Genomic DNA, 25,718 nt, shown 5'->3' with positions numbered 1-25,718 from the left:
CGCGCCTCACGGGGTGGGTTTCAGGGGACCGCCGTCGATACCACGCAAGCGCCGCAGCACTTCGTCGCGATCGCGGGGCGGGACGGCACCGTCGCAGAAGTAATTGTTCGCGAGGACGGCGCGGGGCCGGCTATACGCGCTGTCGACAATCGGTTTCCAGCTGGCGTCGCGTGCGTTAGCCCATTGGCCGCCGGGGCGGCCCGCCGCATAAATCCGCCACTCGCGGGTTTCGCAGCGAATTCCCTCGAACGTCGAATTCTCCGCACCGCCGCCCGCCCGAGCGACCATGACGTAGCGGACGACGCCGTCGCCTCCGACCGTTAGCGAGTTCTCGTCGATCAGGACACGGTTCCGCGACGTGCTGTCGACCTCGATCTCGCGCAGAGCCGGGTCCCGCAACGGAGCCGGCACCTGGTACTCGCCCTCCTTCCAGTCCGGATCGGGTTCGGTGAAGAGTCCTGCGCACGCCGGGCCGGAAAAACAGACGAGGGCCACGAGGCCCCCGCGCATTAGGCGATGCCGTAGAGTCAAGGTCGCAAGTCTCCATACAAGGATTGCGGATCGCCGAAGGATCCAGTTCACTGGCGGCCGACAATGCAGTAGCCCCTTTCTTCGCAGCGCTACCGCTTGCGGCCCGACTCAGGTCCGCGAACAGTACGAAGCCGAGGCGGCGCCAGACAGTCCGTCCGTCATTCTCCCGCTCCGGGTCCTCGTTCGCAATCGCGGACAATCGGGTCGATGCTCTCGGCTTGCTATGCAAGACCGGTTTCACGCGAACATCGGGCGGCCCGCTAGAACTCGCGCGGGCACTCGTCGCGCATCGACCGCCGTCCGTTCGGCGCCGCCCTTGCCGCCGGACTTGCCCCCGGCAACGGCACGCTCATGTGGAGATTGCAGCCTCGATCTCCGCAAAGCTGCGGGCGATTTCGGTCGTCGACGGCTGCGACTCGCCGAGCTGGCGCGCGATCTGCGACGCGGAAAAGATCCCGCGGATCGTGCCCCGGCCGCCCTCCGCGCGTTCGAGCACGAGGGCATGCTGTCGGCCCGAACGCTTGAGCGTCGCGAGGACGTGTCCGACATCGGCGCGCATGACTTCGTCGAGTTCGACCGCTTCGGTGCGCTCGAGCGGCGTCATGACCTTGGCGACCATCAGTTCGGCCGGAGGCAGTCCGTGCTCGCGTGCGATGCGGACCGGATGTTCGCCCAGCAGGTCGGCGACCGAAATCACGCCGGTGACGACATGGCGCGAGTCGGTCACGAGCAGCAGCCGTACACCGCGCAGCATCATTGCCCGATTCGCATCCCCGAGCGAGGTTTCGGCAACGATCGTCGCAGCGGGAATCCGGGTGAGGTCGGTCATCACCTCGATCGCGGGGGAATTCCGGGTCACCTTGCGGCTGAGGTCCGTTCTCGCGACTTCACAGTGCAGGCCGGCCAAGCGAGCCTGCGGGAGCGGTTCGAATTCCCGATTCATGAGCACCTCCCGTTGTGGACGATCATCGATGGGAAAACGCGAACCGGGGACATGCCGGGAACAGAGGCCGTCGGGAAGCGCATCCCCTATCGGCGGCAGATCTCCGTGGCCCGAGGGCCATAGCGCCACCGTGACCTGTGCGACAGCGGGAAGTTACCGAAGTTCGCCGGCAGGTGATGCGCGGCCGGCAAGACGAATGCCGGGACCGGGGCCCCGAGCACATCAATCGGCCGTGCAGCATACGCGGTGCGCAGAACCCGCGAACACGATCAGCTTTATGACATGCGCGAAGCCCGCCACCACAGGCGCACAGTCCAGAACACAAACACAACGGCGGGCGAGTCCGGCTCGAAAAGGGCGGGAACCCGGCGCGCCCCGACTGCCCCGGCGGGGCTCGCCCTGCCCTGGCTGAAACGTCGCCCTAGGTCTGACGGGCCTCGGCCAGACTCCGATAGGCTTCGGGCAATTCGCACGGTCTCGCGCGGAAAAGGGTCTTCGACAACTCGAACAACGCTTGCTGATACACCTGCCGCTTGAACTCAATCACGGCATCCAGCGGGACCCAATATTCACTCCAACGCCAGGCATCGAACTCCGGATGGTTGCTGGCTCGCAGACAGACGTCGGAATCGCGCCCCACCAAACGCAGCAGAAACCAGATCTGCTTCTGTCCACGGTAGGTATTGCGCCATTCCCTCTTTATCCAGTGTTTCGGAACGTCGTACCGCAACCAACCACGCGTGCGGCCGAGAATCTTCACATGCTCAGGGCGCAGACCCACTTCTTCGAAGAGTTCCCGAAACATCGCCTGCTCCGGCGACTCGCCGTGCTTGATGCCGCCTTGCGGGAACTGCCACGAATGTTCACGGATCCGCTTGCCCCAGAAAACCTCATTGCGCGTGTTGACCAGAATGATGCCGACGTTCGGGCGGTAGCCTTCACGATCGAGCATGATCAAACCTTCAATTCAAGAACTGCGCCAATTTTTCCATAATTACAGGACGTTGGAAAGGAGCGCCCGGGCGCCCCCCGCGGCGACCGGCCCTCCTTACAAGGTAGTCCACAGCATCGTCCTGTGCCTGCGCCGCCCGCGTGCGTGCGTGACAGGCTAAAATCGCACGTTTGTCACCGAGCTTTCACCGGACCCCAGCATGCGCGCCAGCCAGTACTTCATCTCCACGCTCAAGGAAGCCCCGTCCGACGCCGAGGTCGTCAGCCAGAAGTTGATGCTGCGCGCGGGCTTCATCCGCAAGGTCGCCGCAGGGATCTACAGCTACCTGCCGATCGGCCTGCGCGTCATCCGCAAGGTCGAGAACATCGTGCGCGAGGAAATGAACCGTGCGGGTGCGCTCGAACTGGTGATGCCGCTGGTACAGCCGGGCGAACTCTGGGACGAAACCGGCCGCTGGGAAAAAATGGGCGCCGAGATGCTGCGCTTCAAGGACCGGCACGAACGCGACTTCGCGCTGCAGCCGACGTCCGAGGAAGTCGTGACCGACATTGCGCGTCAGGAGCTGAAAAGCTACCGCCAGCTGCCGAAGAACTTCTACCAGATCCAGACGAAGTTCCGCGACGAGCGCCGTCCGCGCTTCGGCGTGATGCGTGGGCGCGAGTTCACGATGAAGGACTCGTACTCCTTCGATCGCGACGTCGAGGCCGCCGGCCGCAGCTACGACGCAATGTTCGCCGCGTACTGCCGGATCTTCGACCGGCTCGGCCTGACCTACCGCGCGGTCGCCGCCGACACCGGGGCGATCGGCGGCGACCGCTCGCACGAATTCCAGGTCATCGCGGACACCGGCGAGGACGCGATAGTCTATTGTCCGGACTCCGACTACGCGGCGAACATCGAACTCGCCGAAGCGCTGCCGCTCGTCGCGCAGCGCGCGGAACCCAGGAAGGCGCTCGAGAAGACGCCGACACCGGGCGCCGCGAGCTGCAAGAACGTCGCCGTGGTCCTCGGCGTGCCGCTCGAGACGACGGTGAAATCGCTCGTGCTCGCGACGGACAACCTCGACGACGCCGGCAAGCCCGCGGGCGCGACGGTGTGGCTGCTGCTCCTGCGCGGCGACCACGAGCTGAACGAGGTCAAGGCCGGCAAGGTGCCCGGCCTCGCCGGCGGCTTCCGCTTCGCGACCGGGGGCGAGATCCTCGAACACTTCGGCAGCGAGCCGGGCTACCTCGGCCCGGTCGGCATGAAAAAGCCGGTGAAGGTAGTCGCCGACCGTACGGTCGCGAACATGTTGGACTTCGTCTGCGGCGCGAACGAGGCCGACTACCACCTGACCGGCGTGAACTGGGGCCGCGATCTGCCGGAGCCCGATCTCGTTGCCGACCTTCGCAACGTCGTCGAGGGCGACCCGAGCCCGGACGGCAAGGGCAAGCTCGCGATCCAGCGCGGCATCGAGGTCGGCCACGTCTTCTACCTCGGCACGAAATACTCGAAGTCGATGAACGCGACCTTCCTCGACGAGGACGGCAAGCCGAAGCATTTCGAGATGGGCTGCTACGGGATCGGCGTCACGCGCATTGTCGGCGCCGCGATCGAGCAGAATCACGACGCGCGGGGGATCATCTGGCCGGACGCGATCGCACCGTTCCGCGTCGTCGTCTGCCCGGTCGGCTGGGGCAAGTCGGAGGCAGTGCGCGCCGAGGCGACGAAGGTCTACGAGCACCTTGTCGCCGCCGGCGTCGATGCGATCCTCGACGACCGCGACGAACGTCCCGGGGTGATGTTCGCCGACTGGGAACTGATCGGCGTGCCGCACCGCCTCGTCATCGGCGAGCGCGGACTCAAGGAAGGCATGGCGGAATACCTGGGACGGCGCGACAACGAAGCGACGAAGGTCGCGATCGGCGAGATCGCGTCGTTCATCGATACGAAGCTTCTTCAGTCCGCCTGAACGCTGCCGATAACGGCAGCATGACGTCCGCTCGCCGAATCCTGTCGCATGTCGCGTTTTGCGCCGGCCTCGCCACCGGAACGGCGCTCGCCGGCAATCAGGCGTACGAGCCGATGTCGGCGAGCGTGCGGGCCGCGCTGCATGCCGCGGTCAGCGACGCCCGCGCGCCCGGACTGCCGATCGCGGACGCGACCGAGCGCGCCCGGTGGCTTGCGGAGATGTCCCGCCGTCTCGAAAAGCGCATTCCCAACCAGCCTTACCGCGAAGAACTCCTGGTCGCCGTCCATTACGAGGCGACGCGCGCGGGCCTCGATCCGCAACTCGTGCTCGGCCTGATCCAGGTCGAAAGCGCGTTTCGCAAGTATGCAGTGTCGAGCGCCGGCGCACGCGGCTTCATGCAGGTCATGCCGTTCTGGATCAAGACGATCGGACTACCCGAAGACAACCTTTTCCACCTACGCACGAACCTGCGCTATGGCTGCACAGTCCTGCGTCACTACCTCGACATCGAAAAGGGCGACCTCTTTCGCGCGCTCGGGCGCTACAACGGGAGCTTGGGACGGCCCGAATACCCGAACCTGGTCCGCGCGGCGTGGGAAAAGCACTGGAGTTGGGGCCCCGTCCGACTCGCCGCCGGCGGCTTGGGGCGAAGCGCGAACTAACGCGCCCCCCCGCCGGCCGGCTCGCGCGTTCGCGGCGACCCTTTCCGAGCCTTTTGCTGCCGCTGTGTCGATCCCGGCCGCGCGCCGTTTCCCGGCTCTCGCCCCCGGGAGCCGAAGCGGAAAGAGCCCGCAAACGGAAGACTGAACACCTCGTATGCAGCAAGCCTGTCGGGCGTCGTCTACGCCCGACACGTCGTCAGCCGGCCGCCGCAACCGGACTGATTTTCGGCGGTTCCTCACGCGACCCAGTGCGGGACGGCTCCTTGCTCGATGACAGCGACTGCACGTCCCCGGACAGTTCGCCGCCTTCCTCGATGAGGATCTTCCCGTAGCGGATCTTGCCGCTGACGCGCCCGGTCGCATGGATGATCAACTGGCTTCGGGCGGTCAGCTCGCCATCGAAGCGTCCCCGCACTTCCGCGACGTCGATACCGACCGTCCCGGCGAACGACCCGTTCTCGGCGATCCGGATCACGCGGCTATCCATGGTGGCCTCGACGCGTCCTTCCACCACCAGCGTGTCGCAATCCAGGATCTCGGCGCCCTTCAGCTTCACGTCGGGCCCGACGATCAGCCGGCTGCCCGCATTCTGCTCATCGGCGCCCGAAGGCTGGGCGGACGGTGACGCCGGCGGCGGTGACGGTGACGCAGTCGAATTCGAGACCGGCTCGCGAAGTGAATTCGCGTCGCTCGATGCCGACGTCAGACTGGATGTCGGACCCGACGCGACGACCGTGCCGGTGCGCTGGCCCCGGGCGGGCTGGGGATCTGCCATCTTGGGGAACACGGAGGTTTTGCTGAACATGGTCTCTCCTTGGTGGATTCGGGTCAGACGGCTCTCACCGCGGGCTTGTGCCTCGCAACACCCGTACCACGAACGTTTATTTCCGTTCGTTCAAATAGTTGGAGAGAACTGTTGCGAAAACCTGGGAACATTTCGAAAGAATGTGTCTTCTTTCAGCGACAGCTATACGGACCCTTTTCCGCAAGCCATTAAATTTCAACCAATGTTTATTGTCGCCAGATAACGACAGGGCCCGCGTCGGGGACGGGAACTTGCACTTTCTTACGCCCGCGCTCAGGACGTCCCTCTAAACTTTGCGGCCGGACTACGCTCGACCTCGCCCCGTGTCCCGCCTGTCCTTCAGTCACACGCTGCTCGCGAGCTTCCTGCTGATCGCCTCGATTCTCGGCTCCGCAGCGCTCGGCGGGCTTCTTGCGCTCGAAAATTTCGCGGAGCGCAGTCGGGACGGGACGTTCGACGCGCTGCAGCTTTCCACGGCGGTCCAGCAGCTCGGCGAGCGCACAGTGGACATGGAGCGCAGCGCGCGCCAGTTTCTCGTCCTCGACGATCCCGTGCTGCTGCAGCGCTTCCGGCACGCCCGCGAGGAGGCACTCGGCGCGCTCGGGCGCATCACCGAAGTGGGCGGACCGCAGACGAGTGCGCTCGTCCTCCGCTGGAAGGACGCTGCGGACAAGGCGGGCGCCGCGCTCGAGGCGCGCGCGGGAACCGAACCCACGCTCGACGCGCTCGCGCGCCTGCCGGCGCTGAACGAAGAACTCGCGGACGCGATCCGCGCGCAGACCGAGCGCTACGGCCAGCAGCTGCTCGAGGAACTCGAGGACAACCGGTCGCGGCTGGCGTGGCTGCTGCTCGCCGCGCTCGTCGCCGCGTTCGTGCTCGCGGCGCTGACCGGATGGTGGGTCGTGCGTCCGTTGAAGCGGGTCGAGCGAGCGATCGATGCGCTCGGCGAAAGCCGCTTCGATAAGCCGGTATTCATTTACGGTCCGACGGACTTGCGCCGCGTCGGCCGACGGCTCGACTGGCTCAGGATCCGCCTCGCCGATCTCGAAGCCAACCGGATGCGGGTGCTGCGCCACGTCTCGCACGAATTGAAAACGCCGCTCGCGTCGGTCCGCGAAGGCATCGCGCTGCTCGAAGACGGCGTCGTCGGTCAATTGAGCAGCGAACAACGGGAGGTCGTAGGCATCCTCGAACACAACACCCGCTCCTTGCAGCAACGCATCGAAGGGCTGCTCGGCTACAACGCCGCGGTATTCGACGCCCGCAGTCTCAAGCGGCGCCGGGTCGACCTGCGCGCGCTCGCCGATTCGGTCGTCGCCGAGCAGCAGCTCTCGATCCAGACGCGCAACATCCGCGTCGAAGTCCGTGGCAACCCGCCGCCGTTTCTCGCCGACCCGGACAAGCTCCACATCGTCCTCACGAACCTGCTCGCGAACGCGATTTCGTTCAGCCCGCACGACGGCGAGGTTCGCCTCGAACTCGGCGCCTTGCGCGGAAAAATCCAGATCGACTGCATCGACAGCGGTCCCGGCGTATCGGCCGACGAAGCCGGGCGGCTCTTCGAACCCTTCTTCCAGGGCAGCCGCCAGCCGGAGACGCCGCGGCACGGCAGCGGACTCGGCCTGTCGATCGTCCGCGAATTCGTCACCGCCCACGGCGGCCGCGTGCAGCTTGAGCCGTCGAATATCGGAGCCCATTTCAGGATCGAACTTCCGCATGAAAAATGACCGTCCGCGGCTCCCCGCTTCATTCGGGGAGCGGCCGAGCGGCGCCCGGCGTTTCGTCGGCACGCCGGCCGCGCTGATACTGTTCGTCACGGCGTCGCTCGCCGGTTGCACCGGTGTGCCGGCGAAAGACGCAACCACGGTCGAGGCCCCGGCCGCGACGCCTGCGGAAGCGGCGGAAGTCGTGACGGCCGCGCTCGAATACCACCGGCTTCTCGCGACCGCCGCACCGGCGGAACTCGCGAGCGAACGCGCGGCCCTAAACAATGCGCCGAGAACCCCGCTGGTTCTGGTCCGGCAGGCGATCCTGCTCAGTCATCCGGAGCGCCCCACCAACCTCCCCCGCGCGTCGGCTCTGCTCGGCGCAGTTGCGATGCAGCGGACGCCCGACGCGATCGCACTGCATCCGCTCGTTCGGCTGCTGTCGGACCAGCTCGCCGAACGCCAGCGACTGGAAGCAACCGCCGAACGGCTGACCCTGCAGCTCGAGCGCGCCGGACAGCAGCTCAAGGACAGCCAGCGTGCCGGCGAACAGTTGCGGGAGAAGCTCGATGCGTTGACCGAAATCGAACGCACGCTGCCGACGCGCCCGGGCGCTACGTCTGCGCCCGAACCGCCCACCTCGCCACGGAAACCGCCGCGATGAAGTCCACCCCGCCCTCTGCTCCGCCGCGCGACGCTCACCTGCTGCTCGTCGACGACGACACCGACCTCCTGAAACTGCTGTCGATGCGGCTGCGCGCGAGCGGCTACCGCGTTAGCACCGCCGAGACCGTCGAAGGCGCGCTGAACCGGCTGGCGGTCGACCGCTTCGGGCTCGTCGTCAGCGACGTGCGGCTTCCCGACGGCGATGGCCTCGCGCTGTTCGAGGAAATCCAGCGCAACTGTCCGGGCCTGCCGGTGATCCTGCTGACCGCACACGGAAGCATTCCGGACGCGGTCGAGGCGACCTCGCGCGGCGTCTTCGGCTACCTCACGAAGCCGTTCGACAGCAAGGCGCTGCTCGAAAAGATCGCGCAAGCCCTGCAAGTCGGCGGCGTCGCGCACGCCCCGGAGGACTCGACCGACATCGGCTGGCACGACGAGATCATCAGTCACAGCAATTGCATGGCGACCGTGCTCGACGAAGCGCGGCTCGTCGCCGCATCCGACGCCAGCATCCTGATCCGCGGCGACAGCGGCACCGGCAAGGAACTGCTCGCCCGGGCGATCCACCGCGTAAGCCCGCGGGCGAAAGCCCCGTTCGTCGCGATCAACTGCGGTGCGATTCCGGAACAGCTGCTGGAATCGGAGCTCTTCGGCCACGTGAAGGGGGCTTTCACCGGCGCCGCGACCGCCAACACCGGACTTTTCCTCACCGCGAACCGCGGCACCGTGTTCCTCGACGAGATCGGCGACATGCCGCTCGCGCTGCAGGTGAAGCTGCTGCGCGTGCTGCAGGAGCGCGCGGTGCGCCCGGTCGGCGCGAGCCGCGCCGAACCGATCGACGTGCGCATCATCTCCGCGACGCACCGCGACCTCGAGCAGGCGCTCGCCGAAGGCCAGTTCCGCGAGGATCTCTTCTACCGGCTCAACGTCGTCAGCCTGACGCTGCCGACACTCGACGAGCGGCGCGAGGACATCCCGCTCCTCGCGAACCACTTCCTGCACGTGCTGAGCCGCAAATATCACAAGCGGCTCCGCGGCTTCGCGCCCGAGGCGCTCGAGGCGCTCGCGACCGCCGCGTGGCCGGGCAACATCCGCCAGCTGCAGAACGTGGTCGAGCAGGCGTGCGCGCTCGCGACGACACCGCTGATTCCGCTCGCGCTCGTCGAGCGCGCGCTGCGCGTGCCGAGCATCGAAGCCTTGAGCTATGCGGAGGCGAAGCAGCGCTTCGAGCGCAATTACCTGATCCAGCTCCTGAAGCTGACCGATGGCAACGTGTCGGACGCCGCGCGGCTCGCCGACCGCAACCGCACCGAGTTCTATCGCCTCCTGCAGCGGCACGCGCTGACGCCGAGCCTGTTCCGCGGCGAGCCCGGCGACGTCTCCCGCGAGCGACAACAATAAAGGTCAGCCAATCAATACGTTGCGGATCAGCCACGCGCGGCCGTCGCCCCGGCCCGACACATTCGCCCCGTCCGTCCCGCAGTCAAAGCAACCGACGTTCCCCCGTCGTGCGCGAACTCCTTGAGAAATCGCCTCACCCCGCTGCTGGCACGCATTCTGCGAAAGAACACGGCGGTCCTCGCCGCACTTCCGACAACAACGCAGAAGGAACCCGGGATGATCACACGCCAGACAATCGTTTCAATCCTCACGACTACTGCAATCGCGTTCTCGATCGCTCCGCCCGCGCTCGCGTCGAGCATGGCGGCTGCGGCACAGGCGACGACGCCCGTCCTCGGCGACGAGCGTGACCGCAGCACACAGCGGGAGGTCAAGAACGCAATCGTCGCCGATCCGGATCTCGCGCAAGCACACATCGCCGTCTCGGCACGCAGCGGTCAGGTGACGCTCGCCGGCGTCGTCCGAAGCGCGGAGCAACGCGAACGCGCGCAACGCGCCGCGGGAGCGGTGCGCGGCGTGCGCGCGGTCGATAACGCGATCGAGGTCGTCGAGCGCTAAGCGGTCAAGCCGTGCCGCCGACCGTCAGGCCGTCGATCCGCAGCGTCGGCTGGCCGACGCCCACGGGGACGCTCTGCCCGTCCTTGCCGCAGGTGCCGACGCCGGGGTCGAGTTGCATGTCGTTCCCGATCATCGACACGCGCGTGAGCGCGTCCGGGCCGTTGCCGATCAACGTCGCGCCCTTCACCGGGCGCGTCACCTTGCCGTCCTCGATCAGGTAGGCCTCGGCGGTCGAGAAGACGAACTTCCCGGACGTGATGTCGACCTGGCCGCCGCCGAAATTCGCCGCGTACAGGCCCTTCTTCACCGACTTGATGATTTCGTCGGGCGTCTTGTCGCCGTTCAGCATGTAGGTGTTCGTCATGCGTGGCAGCGGCAGGTGGGCGAACGACTCGCGGCGCCCGTTGCCGGTCGGCTTCACGCCCATCAAGCGCGCGTTCATCGTGTCCTGCATGTAGCCGGTCAGCACGCCGTCTTCGATCAGCACGGTGCGCTGCGTCGGGTTGCCCTCGTCGTCGATCGTCAGCGAGCCCCGGCGGTCGGGCAGCGTGCCGTCGTCGACGACGGTGACGCCTTTCGCGGCAACCTGCTGGCCCATGCGCCCCGAGAAGGCCGAGCTGCCCTTGCGATTGAAATCGCCTTCGAGACCATGGCCGATCGCCTCGTGCAGCAGGATTCCCGGCCAGCCCGGTCCGAGGACGACGCTCATCGTGCCCGCCGGCGCAGGCCCGGCCTCGAGATTGACGCTCGCCTGATGCACGGCTGCGCGCGCGTATTCGAGCAGCCGGTCGTCGTCGAAATACGCGTAGGCGAAGCGCCCGCCGCCGCCGGCGCTGCCCTGCTCGCGATGGCCCTTGTCTTCCATGATGACGGTGAGCGAGACGCGGGCGAGCGGCCGGATGTCGGCGGCGCGGTGCCCGTCGCTGCGCATCACCATGACGACTTCCCACGAACCGGAGATGCTCGCCATGACCTGCGTGACGCGCGGATCCTCGGCGCGCGCGAAGCCTTCGAGCCGTTCGAGCAGCTTCACCTTGGACGTGTCGTCGAGCGACGCGAGCGGGTCGTCGCTGCGGTACAGGCGCGGGACATCGACGTTCGCCCGCACCGCGACGCTGCGGCGGCTGCCGGCATCGGCGATCGCGCGCGTCGCTTCGGCCGCCGACACGAGCGCCGGCAGCGAAATGTCGTCCGAATAGGCGAAGGCGGTCTTCTCGCCGCTGATCGCGCGCACGCCGACGCCCTGCTCGATATTGAAGCTTCCCGACTTGACGATCCCTTCCTCGAGGCTCCAGCCTTCCGAGCGGTGGTACTGGAAATACAGGTCCGCGTAATCGAGCCGATGGCTCATCAGCTTGCGGAACGTCTTTTCGAGTTCCGCCTCGCCGAGCTGGAACGGGCTCAGGAGGTAACGGTCGGCCACCGCGAGGGAGTTCTGTGGAGTGTTCATCGTTCGTCCATGTATGAAGCTGACCGGTTCGACCGGGGCAGGCTGAAAAGGGTCACCGCGGAACGCGGAAAACGGGAGCGCCCATCGAAAGCCGATGCCGCCCCGACCGCGCGCTCAGGTCAGGCAACGGTGGCGCAGCGCGGGAAGATTCGCCCGCACCGCCGCGAGCCGGGACGCGTCGAGGTCCGCGCAGACGACGCCCGGCCCTTCGTCGCGGCACGCGAGCACTTCGCCCCACGGGTCGACGACGAGGCTGTGCCCCCAGGTCACACGCCCGCCGGGATGCTTGCCGCCCTGCGCCGGCGCGAGCACGTAGCACTGGTTCTCGATCGCCCGCGCGCGCAGCAGCACTTCCCAGTGCGAGCGGCCGGTGGTCCAGGTGAACGCCGCCGGCAGCACGATCAGGCTCACGTCGCCCATCGCGCGGAAGAGCTCAGGAAAGCGCAGGTCGTAGCATACCGACAGCCCGACGCGGCCGCAGTCGGCGTCGAACGTCACGACGTCGCGGCCCGGTTCGATCGTCGCGGCTTCGTCGTAGCGCTCGTCCCCCTTCTGGAAACCGAAGAGATGGATCTTGTCGTAACGCGCGACGCGCTCGCCGCGTTCGTCATAGACGAGCGTGCTGTTGCGCACCTTGCCGTCGCTGTCGGCGACGAGCGGGATCGTCCCGCCGACGAGGCAGACGCGGTGCCGCAGCGCCGCTTCGCGCAGGAAGTCCTGCAGCGGCCCTGCGCCGTCGCGCTCGCGCATCGCGACCTTCGCGGTTTCGTCTGGGCTGATGAGCGGGAAATACTCGGGCAGCGCTACGAGTCGCGCGCCAGCGGCGACCGCTTCGGCGACCAGTTCGCCCGCAGTGCGCAGGTTCTCGGCGACGTCGGGACCGGACACCATCTGGATCGCGGCGACACGGAACAGGGGCGCCGGTTCGGCCGGCGCAACCGGAGAGGACAGCGGGGTGGACTGGCTCACGCTCATCATTCCTGCCTGGTTGGGGGCTTGCCGTCTTGCGCGCGGTTGGCGAGTTTTTCGACTTTCGGGTCGTCCCAACTGCCGGTGATCGCGTAGTCGAACGCGAACAGCCTTTCGATTGGGTCGCTGAGCGCCTTCTGCGCGACATAGGCGACGACGCCTGCCACGGGGTTGATCAGTCCGGCCGCGGCCCCGATCGCGACCGACTCGGACAGCGTCGGCTGAACGGTCACGCGCAGGTCCTGGGTTTCCTTCTCGGTGTCCGCCGAGCCGCGCATCTGGATCCGTGCAGCGGGGCCGCGGATCAGCAGGTCGTCGGTTCGCATCACGCCGGCAGTCACGTCGATGCTACCGGAAATGCGATCGAAGGCGAATCCTTCGCTGAACACGTCGCGAAAGTCGAGCGTGAGCCGCCGCGGCAGCGCCTGCAGGCTCAGCACGCCGAGCAGGCGCCCCATGCCCGGCTCGAGCTTGCGGAACTGGCCGTTTTCCGCGTCCAGCGTCAGCGAACCGGACAACGACGGGTAATGGATCTGCGTCGGCGCGCCGCGCCAGCGCAACTTGCCGGCGAGCACCGCGTCCCCGCCCCGCACTGCTTGCTCGTAGCCGAGACGCGCGACGAAGCGTCCGATGTCGTGCGCCTCGAGGCGGAAGTCGAGTTCCGTGAGCGGCCGTGCGCCGGGACGCCACTGCCCGGTGCCGGTGAAGCGTCCGTCCGGATTCGACACCGCGAGTGAATCGAGATGCCACAGGTCGCGCCGGTTGCGCGCCTGCAATTCGAGGCGCCCGAGCTCCATGCCGCGCACACGGAACTGCTCGGCGACGATGTCGAGCTCCGGCAGGCGCCGCGGGGACTCGTCCGCGTCCGCGCCGGCAGCCGGTTCTTCGTTCGGCGCAGCCTTGCCGGCTTCGTCGTCCGCGCCGATCGCCAAGCGCTTCAGCCGCGCGCGCAACGCCCCTTCGCCGGCGTCGCGCCAGTCGAAACTGCCTTCGACCTCCTGGCTCGCGACGCGTCCCTTCCAGCCGGCCGGCGTCGTCTGCGCGGTGAGGTTCAGGGCCGACAACGGTTGCCCGAACGCGCGCGCGCGTTTCGCGCGCAGGTCGATGCCGGCGAGCGGCGGCGCGTCCGCCTCGCCCGCCTGTTCTTCCTGCGCGTCGATCGCGGGCTCGGGGTCGAACACGTCGCGCCAGCCGTCGAGATCGAACTCGTCGAGTTCCGCGGCGACCAGCACGCCGCGCTCCGCGGTGCGCAGCGGGGTGAAGAACGCGAACCCGCCGCGCTCGACGACCCATTCCGCGCCCTGGCGCCGTCGGACGACTTCGAGTTGTCCGCGGTCGTCGAGTGCGGCCCGGACGACCTCGCGCGCGCCGCCCGCCGGGAACTCGAGCTCGACGCTCGTCGGCCATCTCGTCGTCGCGCTCTTGTTCAGCGGTTCGGGCAAGCTCGATGCGACGCCGACGAGATCGGACTGCACTGTCACGCGCGAGCCCTTCGGCCCGACATCGATCGCCGCCTGCCACGGCGCGGAGCCCGACAGGTGCGCGAGCGCCGGCCACTCGTGCGCGACGCGCACCGCCTGCACCGCGGCCGCGCCGCTCGCGCGGAACGTGACCCCGCCGTCCTTCGCCGTCGCCGCTGTCACCTGCATCGGTTCGCCGTACAGCCGTGCGCGCCCTTCCGGAATCGTCAGGTCCTTCTCGGTGAAACGCACCGTCGCCGCGGCATCCGCGAGCGGCGGCAGCGCGTCGACGAGCTTCAGCCGGTTTTCGGTGAATCGGTACTCGCCTTTGACCGTGGTGTCGGAAACGTGGTGCAGCGGCATCACGAGCTTCAGGTCGAGCGCGCCGACGCCCTCGGCCTGCATCCCGTCGGTGAAACCGCCGATGCGCCCGCTGACCGGACTTTCGGCGACGAAGCGCAGGAACCCCGCCGTCCGGCCGCTCGCGCGCCCGCGCACCGTCATGATCTCGCCGTGTCGGGCGCCGAGTTCCGGCACTTCGGCGACGACCCCGTTCAGCGCGACGTCGAAGATGCGCGCGCGCTGCGCCGAAATCCGCATCAGCGGACCCTCGAAGCGGATTTCGCCGTCGATGTCGGTGATCGCCGGCCAGCCTTCCGCGTAGTCGAGCCGGGCGCCAGCGACACGCGTCGTCACGAGGAACTGGCCCGATTTGCCATCGGCGTACGGGAAGTCGGCGAGGTTTCCCTTCAGCCGCAGCCGGGCGTCGGGGACGACGCCGCCGGTCAGGCTGCGCCGAAGCCAGCTCCGCGTGTCGTCGTTGACGACGTGCGGCAGGTAGCGCCAGACGGAGCGGCTGTTGGCACGCGTCAGGCGGGCGGAAAGGTCGATCTCGCCGGGCCCGGCGTCGGTGAAACGGTAGCGCCCGGACGCGCTGCCGGCGGCATCCGGGTTTTCGAAGTTCGCGCTGTCGAGCGCGATCTCGAGCCGCCCGTCGCGCCGCGCCCAGCCCCCGTCGACGCGCAGCCGCGAAAACGCGAGGCGCGGCTCGGGAAACACCGCCGGCATCTCCAGCGCCGCGTCCTCGCCGGCGAGCCGGAAGCGCCCGGCGCGCTCGTCGCCGGCGATCTCGCCGGAAAAGCCCGACAGACCCGGGAGGCGTTCCTGCGGGCCGAACCCGATGGCGTGGAAACGGGCGTTCAGCGACCACGCGACCGGCGCTTCGAGCGGTCCGCGCCACGTCAGGCGCAACGCGTCGAGCCGGCCGCGCGGGTCGAACGCGGCGAGGCGACTGCGGACGCCGGGATCGAACGGCAGATGCGCGGCGAGCCCGGCGAGCGCGCCGAGGTCGAGGCGGTTCGCTTCGAGTTCGCCTTCGCGGTACGCGCCGTCGATCCGCTCCCGCAACACGAGGTCGACATCCGTCGGCTCGACCCGCAGGCCGTCGGCGGTGACGAGTTCGAGCGAGCGCGTCGCGAGCGTCAGCGCATCCCGCGCATCGCGTGTTCCCGAGACCGCGCCGCGCGCACTCGCGAGCTTCAGCTCCGGCAGTTCCGCGCCGAGGCGCGTCGCCACGCCGGCGAGCGCGAAGTCGGCGGCAAACGTCGTCGGCTGGCCGCGTGCGAGACCGAACCACGCCCGCAGACCGCCGTGGCCGGTGAGCTCGACCGGATAATCGACCCATGCGCGCCATGCGCCGAGGTCGGTCTGGTCGAGTGCGACGAAGAGCTTGCCGGACCAGGTCGAAGGGTCCGCCGGTTCCCGGCTGACGATGTCGCCGCGCGCGTCGAGCGCGCCCGCAAGGCCCGCGGGCGGCTGCGCCTGGAGGCCGAAACGGTAGCGTCCGCCGACGTGCGACAGGCGCAGATTCACGCGGTCGAGCCGCAATTCCGGCGCCGTCCGCTGCGCGTCGGACCAGGTCAGCGCCGCGTCGCGGATGACGATCTCGCGCTGCCCGAGCAGCCAGTCGGAAAAGCCGCCTCCCTCGCCGCCGGGTTCGATCGGGATGCCGGCGACGAAGACGCGGCCGTCGGCTTCGCGGCGCAGCGCGAGCTCGGGACCCCGGATTTCGAGGCGCTGGAAATGGGGCTGGCCGCGCAGCAGCGACGACCACGCGATCGTCGCGTCGACGGCGTCGAGACGCAGCGCGGGCCGCCCGGCGCGATCGAGAAGCAGCAGGCCGGACAGATGCAGACGCGGATGCCATCCCGAGAGATCCCCGGACAGCGCGTCGATCGAGACCGGCAACCCGACCGCGTCACCGATCGCGCCGGCGATCTGCGCGCGGTACTGGTCGGCGCGCGGCAGCATCACGTCGCGCACGAACAGGAACAACCCGCCCGCGACGAAGAAGAGAACGACAGCGACCGTCGCGAGCACGCGCAGGAATTTTCGGCCGGCTGCCGCGGGAGTTGCGCGTTGCGTCGCTGAAAGGACTGAGGGAGCGTTCATCTCGAAGAAACCGGGCCGACGTGCTGCACGACTGGAACCGGGCTGGCTTGGCTACAATCCGCTCCATGTCCACCGCCTCCGCGCAGTCATCCGGCGTATGGAGCCCGGCATTCTACCAACGAACGGGAACCCGCCCCTCATGTCCGTCGATTCCGCGCAGCTCGCCGACGATCTCCGCCGCGCCGCGTCCATTTCCCGTTTTCTCGCGCGCATGCTCGACAGCCGGCCGTGGCTCGCCGACCGGCTCCTCGCCTCGCTCGCGCAACCGCTGGACCGCGACGCGATGGAGGCGTTCCTCGACGAGCGCGGCACCGACGAGCCGCGGCTGCGCGCGAGCCTGCGGCATCTGCGCACCTGGGTGATCTGCCACGTGATGGTGCGGGATCTGGCCGGTCGGGCCGATCTCGCCGAAGTCACGGGCGCGATGTCGCTCCTTGCCGAAGTGGCGATCCGCCGCGCCGAGGAAGTGCTGCGCGCCGGACTCGTCGCGCGCTACGGCGCGCCGCTGTCGCAGACGGGCTGGGAGCAGGAACTGCTGGTCGTCGGCATGGGCAAGCTCGGCGGGCGCGAGCTGAACGTGTCGTCGGACATCGACCTGATCTTCATCTACCCCGAGGACGGCAACACCGGCGGCAACAAGGTGATCAGCAACTTCGAGTTCTTCGAGCGCCTCGGCAAGCAGCTGATCCAGGCGCTCGCGGAGGTCACCGAACACGGGCAGGTGTTTCGCGTGGACATGCGGCTGCGCCCGAACGGGGATTCCGGGCCGCTGGTGTGCTCGTTCGACATGCTCGAGAACTACTTCATCACGCAGGGCCGCGAATGGGAACGCTACGCGTGGATTAAGGCACGCGTCCTCGCCGGCGAGCGCTACCACGAGCTCGAACAGATCGCCCGCCCGTTCGTGTTCCGCAAGTACCTCGACTACGGCTCGATCAACGCGATGCGCGCGCTGCACGCACAGATCCGCCGCGAAGTCGCACGGCGCGACCGGGTGCACAACATCAAGCTCGGCCCGGGCGGCATCCGCGAGATCGAGTTCGCCGCGCAGGTTTTCCAGCTGATCCGCGGCGGACGCGAACTGGAACTGCAGGTGCGCCCGACGCTGAAAGTGCTCGCGCTGCTCGGCGAACGCGGCATTCTCGCGCCGCGGGTCGTCGCGGAACTCGCCGAAGCGTACGACTTCCTGCGCCGGCTCGAACATCGGCTGCAGTACCTCGACGACGCGCAGACGCACGACCTGCCGACGAACGACGAGGACCGCGGGCGCATCGTCCGCGCGATGAACTTCCCCGACTGGAGCGCGCTGATGGAAGTCGTCGACCGCCACCGCACGGCGGTGAGCCGGCATTTCGACCATGTCTTCGGCGACCCCAGCGAGGAAGCCCACACCCTCGACAGCATGTGGGCGTCGGCCGGCGACGTCGAACACGCGGCGCCGATCCTCGAACGCCTCGGCTACGCCGACCCGGCCGCCGCGGCGCGCCGGCTCGCGGCGCTGCATTCGAGCACGCGCTACCAGCAGCTGCCGAACCACATCCGCAGCCGGCTCGACGCGCTGATGCCGCGCGTCGTCGAAGTCGCCGCCGCGACGCCCGGTCCCGACGACACGCTGTCGCGCTGCCTCGATCTCATCGAGGCGATCAGCCGCCGCGGCGCCTATCTCGCGCTGCTGCAGCAGTACCCGCAGGCGCTGCGCCGCGTCGCCGACCTCGTCGGCGCCTCGCGCTGGGCGGCGCAGTACCTCACGCGCCACCCGATCCTGCTCGACGAACTGCTCGACGACCGGAATCTCCACACCGCGCCGGACTGGGACGGTCTGCGCGCGCGGCTGCGCGAGACGCTGGAGAGCTTCGAGCCCGACATGGAGCGGCAGATGGACGTGATGCGCGAGCAGCATCACGCGCAGGTGTTCCGGCTGCTGACTCAGGACATCGCCGGCCTGCTGACGGTCGAGAAACTCGCCGACCACCTCTCGGCGCTCGCCGACCTGATGCTGGAACTCGCGGTCCCGCTGGTGTGGCGCAAGATCAAGACGCGCCATCGCGACGCGCCGAAATTCGCGGTCATCGCGTATGGCAAGCTCGGCGGCAAGGAGCTCGGCTACGCGTCGGATCTCGACCTCGTGTTCCTCTTCGACGACGCGCCCGAAACCGGCGAAGTCTATGCGCGCCTAGCGCAGCGCCTCAACACCTGGCTGTCGAGCCAGACCGCCGCGGGCATCCTGTTCGAAACCGACTTGCGGCTGCGGCCGAACGGCGACGCCGGACTTCTCGTGACCTCGGTCGAGTCCTTCCGCCAATACCAGCTCGAATCGGCGTGGGTGTGGGAGCACCAGGCGCTGACCCGCGCCCGCTTCGCCGCGGGCGACGCGGCGATCGGCGCCGCGTTCGACGACATCCGCTGCGACGTGCTACGGCTGCCGCGCGATCTCGCCACGCTGCGGGCGGACGTCCTCGCGATGCGCCGCAAGATGAGCGACGCCCATGCGGGAAAGAGTCCGCTCTTCGACCTGAAGCACGACGCGGGCGGCCTCGTCGACGTGGAATTCCTCGTGCAGTACTTCGTGCTCGGCCATGCGCACGAGAATCCGCAACTGACGGGCAACCTCGGGAACATCGCGCTGCTGCGCATCGCCGGCGAGATCGGTCTGATTCCGGCCGATCTCGCGGCCCGCTGCGGCGACAGCTACCGCCTGCTGCGCCGGCTGCAGCATCGGCAACGGCTCAATGGGCAGCCTTCGCGGGTCGCGCCGGAGGAAGTCGGGGCCGCGCGCGCGCCAGTGAAAGCGCTGTGGGCGTCGATCTTCGGCGACGCCCCGGACGACGGGAACTGAAATATTTCATGACGCGCCGGCAAGCATGACGGCGCGCCGGAGCGCCGGCTAAGATCGGTCTCCGTCAACTGCCGGCCGGTCATCCGATGAGCCAGGAAATCGAACTGAAACTGAGCCTGCCGCCCGAGGCCCTGCCCGCGCTGCGCCGCCATCCGCTCTTCTCGGGCGGTGCAAAACAGGGCAAGGCGGCGACGCTCGACAACACGTACTTCGACACGCCCGACCTCTCGCTGAAGGCCGACAAGGTCGCCGTGCGCACGCGCCGTCAGGGGCGCCGGCTGTTGCAGACGGTGAAGTGCGCGGCCGAATCGGTCGGCGGACTGACCGCGCGGCCGGAGTGGGAGCAAACCTTCGCCGGCAAATTCGACTTCTCGGCGATCGATGCGCCGAAAGTGCAGAAGCGGCTGCTGCGCCACGAAGCCGAACTCGTCCCGGTGTTCTCGACGCGTTTCCGGCGCGAGACCCGCCTGCACAAATCCGACGATGTGCGCATCCTGATGATGATCGACAGCGGCGAAGTGATCGCCGGCGAGCGCCGCGAACCGATCTGCGAGCTCGAACTCGAACTCGTCGAAGGCAGCGCGCTCGATCTGCTGGAACTCGCCCGGCGTCTTGCCGAGGAACTTCCGCTGTGGCCGAACGACGCCAGCAAGGCCGAGCGGGGGTTTCGCCTGCACCTCGGCGAGCCGCTGCAACCGGTGTCCGCGTCGGCGCCGCGGATCGACGGCAGCCAGCGTCCGCTGGAAGCATTTCGCGCGCTCGCGTTTTCGTGCGTGCGGCAATGGCAGGCGAATGCGGCGGGCGCAGCCGTCGACGGCGACCCGGAGTTCGTTCATCAGCTGCGCGTCGCGCTGCGGCGGCTGCGTTCGCTGCTCTCCCTGTTCGCGCCCGCGCTGCCCGCCGAATTCGTTGCCGAGTGGCGCAGCCGTTTGAAGGAAAACGCCGACCGGTTCACCGAAGTTCGCGAGCTCGACGTGCTCCACGACGAGATCCTCGCGCCCGTCGCCGCCGTCGCGGCAGAAGCCGCCGACTACGGGCTCGATCACCTGCTCGAGCTCGCGCGAACCGCGAATGCCCGGGCTCGCGCCGCCGCGCATGACGGGCTCGCTCCCGCGCAGGGCCGCCTGCTGATCGATCTCACTGCGGCGCTGCACTCGCTGACGCCCCCCGACGCTGGCGGGGACACGGACCTGAGCACCTTCGCGCAAGCACAGTTGAAACGCCTGCACGGGAAGGCCCGCAAGCGTCACGCCGCCGCCCGGGACGGCGCACCCGCGCACCTGCACGCGCTGCGGCTCGCCGTCAAACGCTTGCGCTACGCAGCCGAGTTCTTCGCGCCGCTGATGCGGACGAAGGACGGTGAGCGCTATCTCCGGGACCTGTCGAAGGCACAAAGCCGGCTCGGGTTTGTCCACGACGTGGATGTTGCGCGACGGCGGCTCGCGAGCTGGGCGAAAGCGGAGCCGGACCGGGCCGCCGCCGCCGCGTTCGTCGCGGGGTGGCACGGGCACCGCCAGCGGCGCATGGCGCGACGGGCGCTGCGGGACCTCGAACCGCTCCTGTCGGATCCGCCGCGCCTGCGCGGCTGATCCGAGTTTCAGCGCCGCCCGGTGCGGCGTCATCGGCGCGCAATCCGCCGCGTGCATGCTGTTCCGTTTTTCGACAGGGAACAGGCAATGGATCTGCTGCTATGGCGTCATGCGGAAGCGGTCGAGGGGAGCCCCGACGCCGCACGCGAACTCACGGAACGCGGGTTGAAACAGGCGCAGCGGACGGCCGCGTGGCTCGAGGAGCGGCGCCCGAAACGTCTGCACGTCCTCGCCAGCCCGACCGTGCGCACGCGGCAAACGGCGATAGCCTTCGCCCGCGAGTTCGAAGTCGTTCCGTCGCTCAGCCCCGAAGGCGGCGTCGCGGACATTCTCGCGGCGACCGGCTGGCCCGACTCCCGCGGCGCCTGCCTCGTCGTCGGTCACCAGCCCGCGCTCGGCCGCCTCGCCGCGCTGCTGCTGTCGGGCACTGAAGCGGACTGGACGATCAAGAAGGGCGCGCTGTGGTGGTTCACGAACCGGGTTCGCAACGGCGAGACACAGACCGTCCTGCGCGCGGTCGTCCCGCCCGACCTCGTCTGACGCCGCGGCGACCTTCCCCAATTCGGGCAGCGGGAAGCGCACACACGCAATCTTGCGCTGCACAACGGATCGATTCCTGCCTACACTGTCGATCATTCCCCCGACAAGCAGCCCGCCAATGAATGCACCGATCGCAAACGGCACCGTGCGCGTCATCGACGGAGAAGAGCGCGTCTTCTACGACGGTTACTGGATCAAGGCCTACGATCCCCCCGCCGATACGTTGCGGGCGAAAAAACAGCTCATCGAAGCCCTCACGCGCCGCCTGTTCAACCACGTCGAACACGGCATCAACATTCCCGGCCGACGCCTGGATGAAGCCCGGCGCGCATATGAAGCGGAATCCGACCTCGAGCACAAGCGGGTCAAGGGTGCGATGCTCGCGGGCGCGCTGTTCAATCGCGCGGCCGACATCTTCAACAAGCTGATGGAGTTGCAGGAGCTCGGGGTCGAGATCGACGACGACAACGCGCTGATGCGCGAGTGCGGCGTCTGTCTGCAGGAAGCGCTCGACTTCGGCCGCCGCGTGCTGCACCGCAGCGGCGAGGAAGGGATCGACGAACTGTGGGGCGAACCTTTCCGCGCGTTCTCGATTCCGGTCGACGCGTTCTACCAGAGCCGCTACATCAAGATCGCGCAAACCTTGCGCGACATCGACCGGATCGGCAACGTCATCGTCAAGACCTTCGCCGGGCACCGGCTGTTCGATGGCATCGAAGAGTTGGCGGTGCGCTTCACCGACGCCGCGAAAATCAAATGCGAAACGCTGCGCACGGACCCGGCGATCTTCGACGTCTGGGCGGATTTCGCGGTCGCCAGCGAGCGGCTCGGCGCGTTCGCCCCGCGCCTTGCGGGCGCGACATCGGCCGAGGATCTGCAGCTCGCGGCCGACGGCCTTCGCCTGATCATCCAGGGCCGCGACCTCATCGGCTACATCACCCGGGCGCGCGTGCCGATGCCCAAGAGCACGCGCGAGTATTTCGAGGCGTGCGAGCACTATCTGCGCCGGCTCCACGAACGCTACCGGCGGTCGCCGAGCGCGTCGTGACACCGCGCGTCGGGTAGCGGCAGCGGGGGTCCGTCCGCGGCCGCCCGACGGGGGCCGGCTCAGACGATCACACCACCGCCGAGGCACACCTTCGATTCGTACACGACGACGCTCTGCCCGGGCGTCAGCGCCCATTGCGGCTGCGCGAACACGATTTCGGCGCGCCCGCCGGTGACCGATTCGATTTCGCACGGCATGTCGGGCGTGCGGTAGCGGGGTTTCGCGGTATACACCCAGTGGGTGTGCGGGTCGCGACCGCTGATCCAGTTGAGGTCCGCCGCGGTCAGCCGCGTCTTCAGCAGCGCCGGATGCTCATGCCCCTGGACGACGTGGAGCACGTTCGCCTTCACGTCCTTGCCGGCGACGTACCACGCGTCATGCTCGCCGGCCTCGTCCTGCCTGCCCTTGATGCCGCCGATATGCAGCCCCTTGCGCTGACCGATCGTGTGGTACATCAGCCCCTGGTGCTCGCCGACGACACGGTCGTCGTCGAGCGAGCGGATCTCGCCCGGCTTCGTCGGCAGGTAGCGCATCAGGAATTCGCGGAACGGCCGCTCGCCGATGAAGCAGATCCCGGTCGAATCCTTCTTCTCGGCGACATGCAGGCCCGCGTCCGCGGCGATGCGGCGCACCTCGCGCTTGTACAGGCCGCCGAGCGGGAACAGCGTCTTCGCGAGCTGCTGCTGGTTGAGCCGGTACAGGAAATAGCTTTGATCCTTCGTGCCGTCCTCGGCTTTCAGCAGTTGGTACTCGCTACGTCCGTCATTGACCCATTCACGCACCTGCGCGTAGTGACCGGTCGCGATCCGCTCCGCGCCGAGCGCCATCGCGTGGTCGAGGAAGCAGCGGAACTTGATCTCGGAATTGCACAGGACGTCCGGGTTCGGCGTGCGGCCGGCCTCGTACTCGCGCAGGAAATCCGCGAACACGCGGTCCTTGTACTCGGCCGAAAAGTTGACGACTTCGAGGTCGATGCCGATCACGTCGCACACCGACGCGACGTCGATCAGGTCCTGGCGCGCCGAGCAGTATTCGTCGTCATCGTCGTCCTCCCAGTTCTTCATGAACAGGCCGACGACGTCGTACCCCTGCTGCTTCAACAGCAGCGCGGTCACCGACGAATCGACACCGCCGGACATGCCGACGACCACCTTCATTCCGTTCGGATCGGTCTTACTGGACATTCGGTCCTTCTCCATTCATCCATTCTTGCAGCGGCAGCAAGACCGCGGGCTCGCCGGGCTCGACGAACCAGCTGTCGACGGCAAAGCGCCTCGCGACTTGCTGCGGCGGCTGCATTTCGGGCTCGCGGATGCGAGGAAATTCCTCGTCATTCTGACAGTCGCACCGCGTGAGCGACAGCGGCACGTGGTCGCGCTCCCGCTCGGGCTCGGGCGCCGCGGGGCCCGTCTCTTCGATGACCGCGGAAAAATGCTGGAAGATGATCCGCGTGCGCCGCGCCGGCTCGGCGACGCGATGAAAACGCAGCCATCCGCGCGACTCGAGCAGCGCGAGGAAGCGCCCGGTCGTCGTCGAATGGTCGATGCAGTCCATCCGCCCGACCACGCCGCCGTCGAGGTAATTGCCCGCACGGTCGGCGCCAATCGGCGACTGCCCGGCGGCAATGCGGTACATCCTCCCGACGGCCGCGGCGATCGCGTCGCGTTCGGCCGCCGCATCGGACGCATCGGCGAGCAGCGCGCGAACTTCCCGCAGGCGCGCATCGGAAAACGCGACCCGCGACCCGCCGGCGCAGCCGTAATTGAAGCAGACGTCCACCGCCTCCGCGCTCCGCGCGGCCAGCGGCGCGAACAGCATCAGCACGAGCAGCAGGCGCCACATCGGCCGCCGCCGTCAGGACGGATAGTGCCGGATCAGCTCCAGCGGATAGCGCCGCCCCGCGATCCAGTCGTCGACGCATTGCAGCACTAGCGGACTGCGATGGCGGTCGGCACACGCGCCGAGTTCGTCGCGCGTCATCCACACCGCGCGCACGATACCGTCGTCGAGCTTGCGATCCGACGCCCCGCCGACGACGCTGCCGCCGAACGCGAAACGCAGGTAGGTCACACCGCCGTTCGGCACCTGCCACTGGTACACGCCGACGAGAAACGCCGGCTCGAAGCGGTGCGCGGTTTCCTCGAGGGCTTCACGGACCGCCGCCGCGACCAGCGACTCGCCCTCTTCGAGGTGCCCCGCCGGCTGGTTGAAGCGCAAGCCGTCGGCGGTTTCTTCCTCGACGAAGAGAAAACGGCCGTCGCGCTCGACGACCGCTGCGACCGTGGCATTCGGCTTCCAGGCTCTGTCCATGGCGAAAGTCTTCAAAAGCGGCAATTTTACCGTGCGAAACGCGTTCTCGCCCGTGCTCGGCGGGACTGCGACGGGGCGGCGGAAGGAGCCCGATGTCCGGCGGGCGCCACGGCTATCGCCACGGCTCGCGTATACGCGGAAAACGCCCGCGACGGACCGCAGATCTGCGAGACGAAGGTCGCGCCGAAATCGGCAAGACGTACCGGCTTTGCGCTAAAATCGCGAGCTTTCGCCCGCCCCCGCGCGAGCGCTTTTCTCACCCTCATTCCGCTGGAGAACTGCAACATGTCCATGTCCGACCGCGACGGTTTCATCTGGCAGGACGGCAAGCTCGTGCCTTGGCGCGAGGCGACGACGCACGTCCTGACCCACTCCCTGCATTACGGCCTGGCCGTTTTCGAGGGCGTACGCGCGTACAACACGGACAAGGGCACCGCGATCTTCCGACTCGCCGAGCACACGCAGCGCCTGATCAACTCCGCGAAGATCTACCGGATGGCGATTCCGTTCTCGAAGGACGAGCTGATGGAGGCGCAGAAGGAGGTCGTGCGCGCGAACAAGCTCGAATCGTGCTACCTGCGTCCGCTCGCGTTCTACGGTTCGGAGAAGATGGGCATTTCGACGCGCGGCGCGACCGTGCACGTCGCGATCGCCGCATGGCCGTGGGGCGCCTATCTCGGCGAGGAAGGCCTCGAGAAGGGCATCCGCATCAAGACGTCGTCGTATGCCCGCCATCACGTCAACGTCACGATGCCGCGCGCGAAGATGTCCGGCAGCTACGCGAACTCGATCCTCGCGAACCTCGAGGCGACCGAGGACGGCTACGACGAGGCGCTGCTGCTCGACACGCAGGGCTTCGTCGCCGAAGGCTCCGGCGAGAACCTCTTCGT

General features: G+C 68.1%; 21 protein-coding genes. 11 read left to right on the top strand and 10 right to left on the bottom strand.

Annotated features, from left to right (window positions below; all coding sequences use genetic code 11):
• Positions 1-6 precede the first annotated feature (6 nt).
• The 3 genes from V6M37_RS18055 to V6M37_RS18045 all read right to left on the bottom strand — a co-directional run bounded on the left by V6M37_RS18055 (position 7) and on the right by V6M37_RS18045 (position 2,426).
• Complete coding sequence (locus V6M37_RS18055; protein WP_332675660.1) at positions 7-495, bottom strand: CNP1-like family protein; 489 nt, start codon at positions 493-495, stop codon at positions 7-9.
• Positions 496-880: 385 nt separating this feature from the next.
• Positions 881-1,474: a CBS domain-containing protein gene (locus V6M37_RS18050; protein ID WP_332675659.1), complete on the bottom strand. Its 594-nt coding sequence runs from the start codon at positions 1,472-1,474 to the stop codon at positions 881-883.
• A 421-nt stretch (positions 1,475-1,895) separates the two neighbouring features.
• Complete coding sequence (locus V6M37_RS18045; RefSeq protein WP_332675658.1) at positions 1,896-2,426, bottom strand: RNA pyrophosphohydrolase; 531 nt, start codon at positions 2,424-2,426, stop codon at positions 1,896-1,898.
• A 199-nt stretch (positions 2,427-2,625) separates the two neighbouring features.
• On the opposite strand from V6M37_RS18045, the gene V6M37_RS18040 reads away from it, so the two are divergent.
• Together V6M37_RS18040 and V6M37_RS18035 are read left to right on the top strand one after the other, a co-directional pair.
• Positions 2,626-4,377, top strand: a complete 1,752-nt coding sequence (locus V6M37_RS18040) for a proline--tRNA ligase (RefSeq protein WP_332675657.1) — start codon at positions 2,626-2,628, stop codon at positions 4,375-4,377.
• A 20-nt stretch (positions 4,378-4,397) separates the two neighbouring features.
• The gene (locus V6M37_RS18035) at positions 4,398-5,039 is read left to right on the top strand and encodes a transglycosylase SLT domain-containing protein (RefSeq protein WP_332675656.1); all 642 of its coding nucleotides are present in this window, start codon (positions 4,398-4,400) and stop codon (positions 5,037-5,039) included.
• 196 nt (positions 5,040-5,235) lie between these two features.
• Here V6M37_RS18035 and V6M37_RS18030 read toward each other — a convergent pair whose 3' ends face one another.
• Positions 5,236-5,844, bottom strand: a complete 609-nt coding sequence (locus V6M37_RS18030; protein ID WP_332675655.1) for a bactofilin family protein — start codon at positions 5,842-5,844, stop codon at positions 5,236-5,238.
• Between the two features lie 323 nt (positions 5,845-6,167).
• Here V6M37_RS18030 and V6M37_RS18025 point away from each other — a divergent pair, with 323 nt between their 5' ends.
• From V6M37_RS18025 to V6M37_RS18010, 4 genes are all read left to right on the top strand, one after another.
• Positions 6,168-7,571: a sensor histidine kinase gene (locus V6M37_RS18025; protein ID WP_332675654.1), complete on the top strand. Its 1,404-nt coding sequence runs from the start codon at positions 6,168-6,170 to the stop codon at positions 7,569-7,571.
• 181 nt (positions 7,572-7,752) lie between these two features.
• Positions 7,753-8,214: a permease gene (locus tag V6M37_RS18020; RefSeq protein WP_332675653.1), complete on the top strand. Its 462-nt coding sequence runs from the start codon at positions 7,753-7,755 to the stop codon at positions 8,212-8,214.
• Positions 8,211-9,617, top strand: a complete 1,407-nt coding sequence (locus tag V6M37_RS18015) for a sigma 54-interacting transcriptional regulator (RefSeq protein ID WP_332675652.1) — start codon at positions 8,211-8,213, stop codon at positions 9,615-9,617. Before V6M37_RS18020 ends, V6M37_RS18015 begins: the two co-directional genes overlap by 4 nt.
• Before the next feature lie 216 nt (positions 9,618-9,833).
• Complete coding sequence (locus tag V6M37_RS18010) at positions 9,834-10,175, top strand: BON domain-containing protein (protein WP_332675651.1); 342 nt, start codon at positions 9,834-9,836, stop codon at positions 10,173-10,175.
• Between the two features lie 4 nt (positions 10,176-10,179).
• On the opposite strand, the gene tldD is transcribed toward V6M37_RS18010, so the two are convergent.
• The 3 genes from tldD to V6M37_RS17995 all read right to left on the bottom strand — a co-directional run bounded on the left by tldD (position 10,180) and on the right by V6M37_RS17995 (position 16,433).
• Positions 10,180-11,625 (bottom strand): metalloprotease TldD, encoded by a 1,446-nt coding sequence (gene tldD, locus V6M37_RS18005; protein ID WP_332675650.1) that lies wholly within the window; start codon positions 11,623-11,625, stop codon positions 10,180-10,182.
• A gap of 114 nt (positions 11,626-11,739) precedes the next feature.
• On the bottom strand, positions 11,740-12,600 hold the full coding sequence (locus V6M37_RS18000; protein WP_332675670.1) for a carbon-nitrogen hydrolase family protein: 861 nt from the start codon (positions 12,598-12,600) through the stop codon (positions 11,740-11,742).
• Positions 12,600-16,433: a YhdP family protein gene (locus tag V6M37_RS17995; protein WP_332675649.1), complete on the bottom strand. Its 3,834-nt coding sequence runs from the start codon at positions 16,431-16,433 to the stop codon at positions 12,600-12,602. The genes V6M37_RS18000 and V6M37_RS17995 overlap by 1 nt, the downstream gene beginning before the upstream one ends.
• A 211-nt stretch (positions 16,434-16,644) precedes the next feature.
• On the opposite strand from V6M37_RS17995, the gene glnE reads away from it, so the two are divergent.
• The 4 genes from glnE (at position 16,645) to V6M37_RS17975 (ending at position 22,518) form a co-directional block, all read left to right on the top strand.
• The gene (gene glnE / locus V6M37_RS17990; protein ID WP_332675648.1) at positions 16,645-19,341 is read left to right on the top strand and encodes a bifunctional [glutamate--ammonia ligase]-adenylyl-L-tyrosine phosphorylase/[glutamate--ammonia-ligase] adenylyltransferase; all 2,697 of its coding nucleotides are present in this window, start codon (positions 16,645-16,647) and stop codon (positions 19,339-19,341) included.
• Between the two features lie 86 nt (positions 19,342-19,427).
• Entirely contained in the window at positions 19,428-20,930 is a 1,503-nt protein-coding gene (locus V6M37_RS17985; protein WP_332675647.1) for a CYTH and CHAD domain-containing protein, read from the top strand.
• An 87-nt stretch (positions 20,931-21,017) separates the two neighbouring features.
• Positions 21,018-21,470, top strand: coding sequence for a SixA phosphatase family protein (locus V6M37_RS17980; protein WP_332675646.1), 453 nt, complete (start codon positions 21,018-21,020; stop codon positions 21,468-21,470).
• Positions 21,471-21,588: 118 nt separating this feature from the next.
• The gene (locus V6M37_RS17975; protein WP_332675645.1) at positions 21,589-22,518 is read left to right on the top strand and encodes a hypothetical protein; all 930 of its coding nucleotides are present in this window, start codon (positions 21,589-21,591) and stop codon (positions 22,516-22,518) included.
• Between the two features lie 59 nt (positions 22,519-22,577).
• Here the strand turns inward: V6M37_RS17975 and mnmA are convergent, their stop codons facing one another.
• From mnmA to V6M37_RS17960, 3 genes are read right to left on the bottom strand one after another with little or no spacing between them, the layout of a single operon-like run.
• Entirely contained in the window at positions 22,578-23,675 is a 1,098-nt protein-coding gene (mnmA, locus tag V6M37_RS17970; RefSeq protein WP_332675669.1) for a tRNA 2-thiouridine(34) synthase MnmA, read from the bottom strand.
• 16 nt (positions 23,676-23,691) lie between these two features.
• Positions 23,692-24,360, bottom strand: a complete 669-nt coding sequence (locus V6M37_RS17965; protein WP_332675644.1) for a hypothetical protein — start codon at positions 24,358-24,360, stop codon at positions 23,692-23,694.
• Between the two features lie 12 nt (positions 24,361-24,372).
• On the bottom strand, positions 24,373-24,828 hold the full coding sequence (locus V6M37_RS17960) for an NUDIX hydrolase (RefSeq protein ID WP_332675643.1): 456 nt from the start codon (positions 24,826-24,828) through the stop codon (positions 24,373-24,375).
• Between the two features lie 285 nt (positions 24,829-25,113).
• Between V6M37_RS17960 and V6M37_RS17955 the strand changes: the two genes are divergently transcribed.
• A partial coding sequence (locus tag V6M37_RS17955) for a branched-chain amino acid transaminase (protein WP_332675642.1) occupies positions 25,114-25,718 on the top strand: 605 nt, incomplete at its 3' end.

Source organism: Aromatoleum sp., from assembly GCF_036675785.1.
GTDB lineage: Bacteria > Pseudomonadota > Gammaproteobacteria > Burkholderiales > Rhodocyclaceae > Aromatoleum.
Note: the sequence above shows the minus strand (reverse complement) of the source record. Positions and strands in the feature narration are given on the sequence as shown.

Excerpts from the sequence above, each read along its gene's own strand:
- V6M37_RS17985 (WP_332675647.1), top strand. The coding sequence starts at position 19,428 with ATGAGCCAGGAAATCGAACTGAAACTGAGCCTGCCGCCCGAGGCCCTG.
- V6M37_RS17960 (WP_332675643.1), bottom strand. The coding sequence starts at position 24,828 with ATGGACAGAGCCTGGAAGCCGAATGCCACGGTCGCAGCGGTCGTCGAG.
- V6M37_RS17980 (WP_332675646.1), top strand. The coding sequence starts at position 21,018 with ATGGATCTGCTGCTATGGCGTCATGCGGAAGCGGTCGAGGGGAGCCCC.
- tldD (WP_332675650.1), bottom strand. The coding sequence starts at position 11,625 with ATGAACACTCCACAGAACTCCCTCGCGGTGGCCGACCGTTACCTCCTG.
- V6M37_RS18000 (WP_332675670.1), bottom strand. The coding sequence starts at position 12,600 with ATGAGCGTGAGCCAGTCCACCCCGCTGTCCTCTCCGGTTGCGCCGGCC.
- V6M37_RS18030 (WP_332675655.1), bottom strand. The coding sequence starts at position 5,844 with ATGTTCAGCAAAACCTCCGTGTTCCCCAAGATGGCAGATCCCCAGCCC.
- V6M37_RS18040 (WP_332675657.1), top strand. The coding sequence starts at position 2,626 with ATGCGCGCCAGCCAGTACTTCATCTCCACGCTCAAGGAAGCCCCGTCC.
- glnE (WP_332675648.1), top strand. The coding sequence starts at position 16,645 with ATGTCCGTCGATTCCGCGCAGCTCGCCGACGATCTCCGCCGCGCCGCG.
- V6M37_RS18035 (WP_332675656.1), top strand. The coding sequence starts at position 4,398 with ATGACGTCCGCTCGCCGAATCCTGTCGCATGTCGCGTTTTGCGCCGGC.
- V6M37_RS17975 (WP_332675645.1), top strand. The coding sequence starts at position 21,589 with ATGAATGCACCGATCGCAAACGGCACCGTGCGCGTCATCGACGGAGAA.
- V6M37_RS18010 (WP_332675651.1), top strand. The coding sequence starts at position 9,834 with ATGATCACACGCCAGACAATCGTTTCAATCCTCACGACTACTGCAATC.
- mnmA (WP_332675669.1), bottom strand. The coding sequence starts at position 23,675 with ATGAAGGTGGTCGTCGGCATGTCCGGCGGTGTCGATTCGTCGGTGACC.
- V6M37_RS18050 (WP_332675659.1), bottom strand. The coding sequence starts at position 1,474 with ATGAATCGGGAATTCGAACCGCTCCCGCAGGCTCGCTTGGCCGGCCTG.
- V6M37_RS17965 (WP_332675644.1), bottom strand. The coding sequence starts at position 24,360 with ATGTGGCGCCTGCTGCTCGTGCTGATGCTGTTCGCGCCGCTGGCCGCG.
- V6M37_RS18045 (WP_332675658.1), bottom strand. The coding sequence starts at position 2,426 with ATGCTCGATCGTGAAGGCTACCGCCCGAACGTCGGCATCATTCTGGTC.
- V6M37_RS18015 (WP_332675652.1), top strand. The coding sequence starts at position 8,211 with ATGAAGTCCACCCCGCCCTCTGCTCCGCCGCGCGACGCTCACCTGCTG.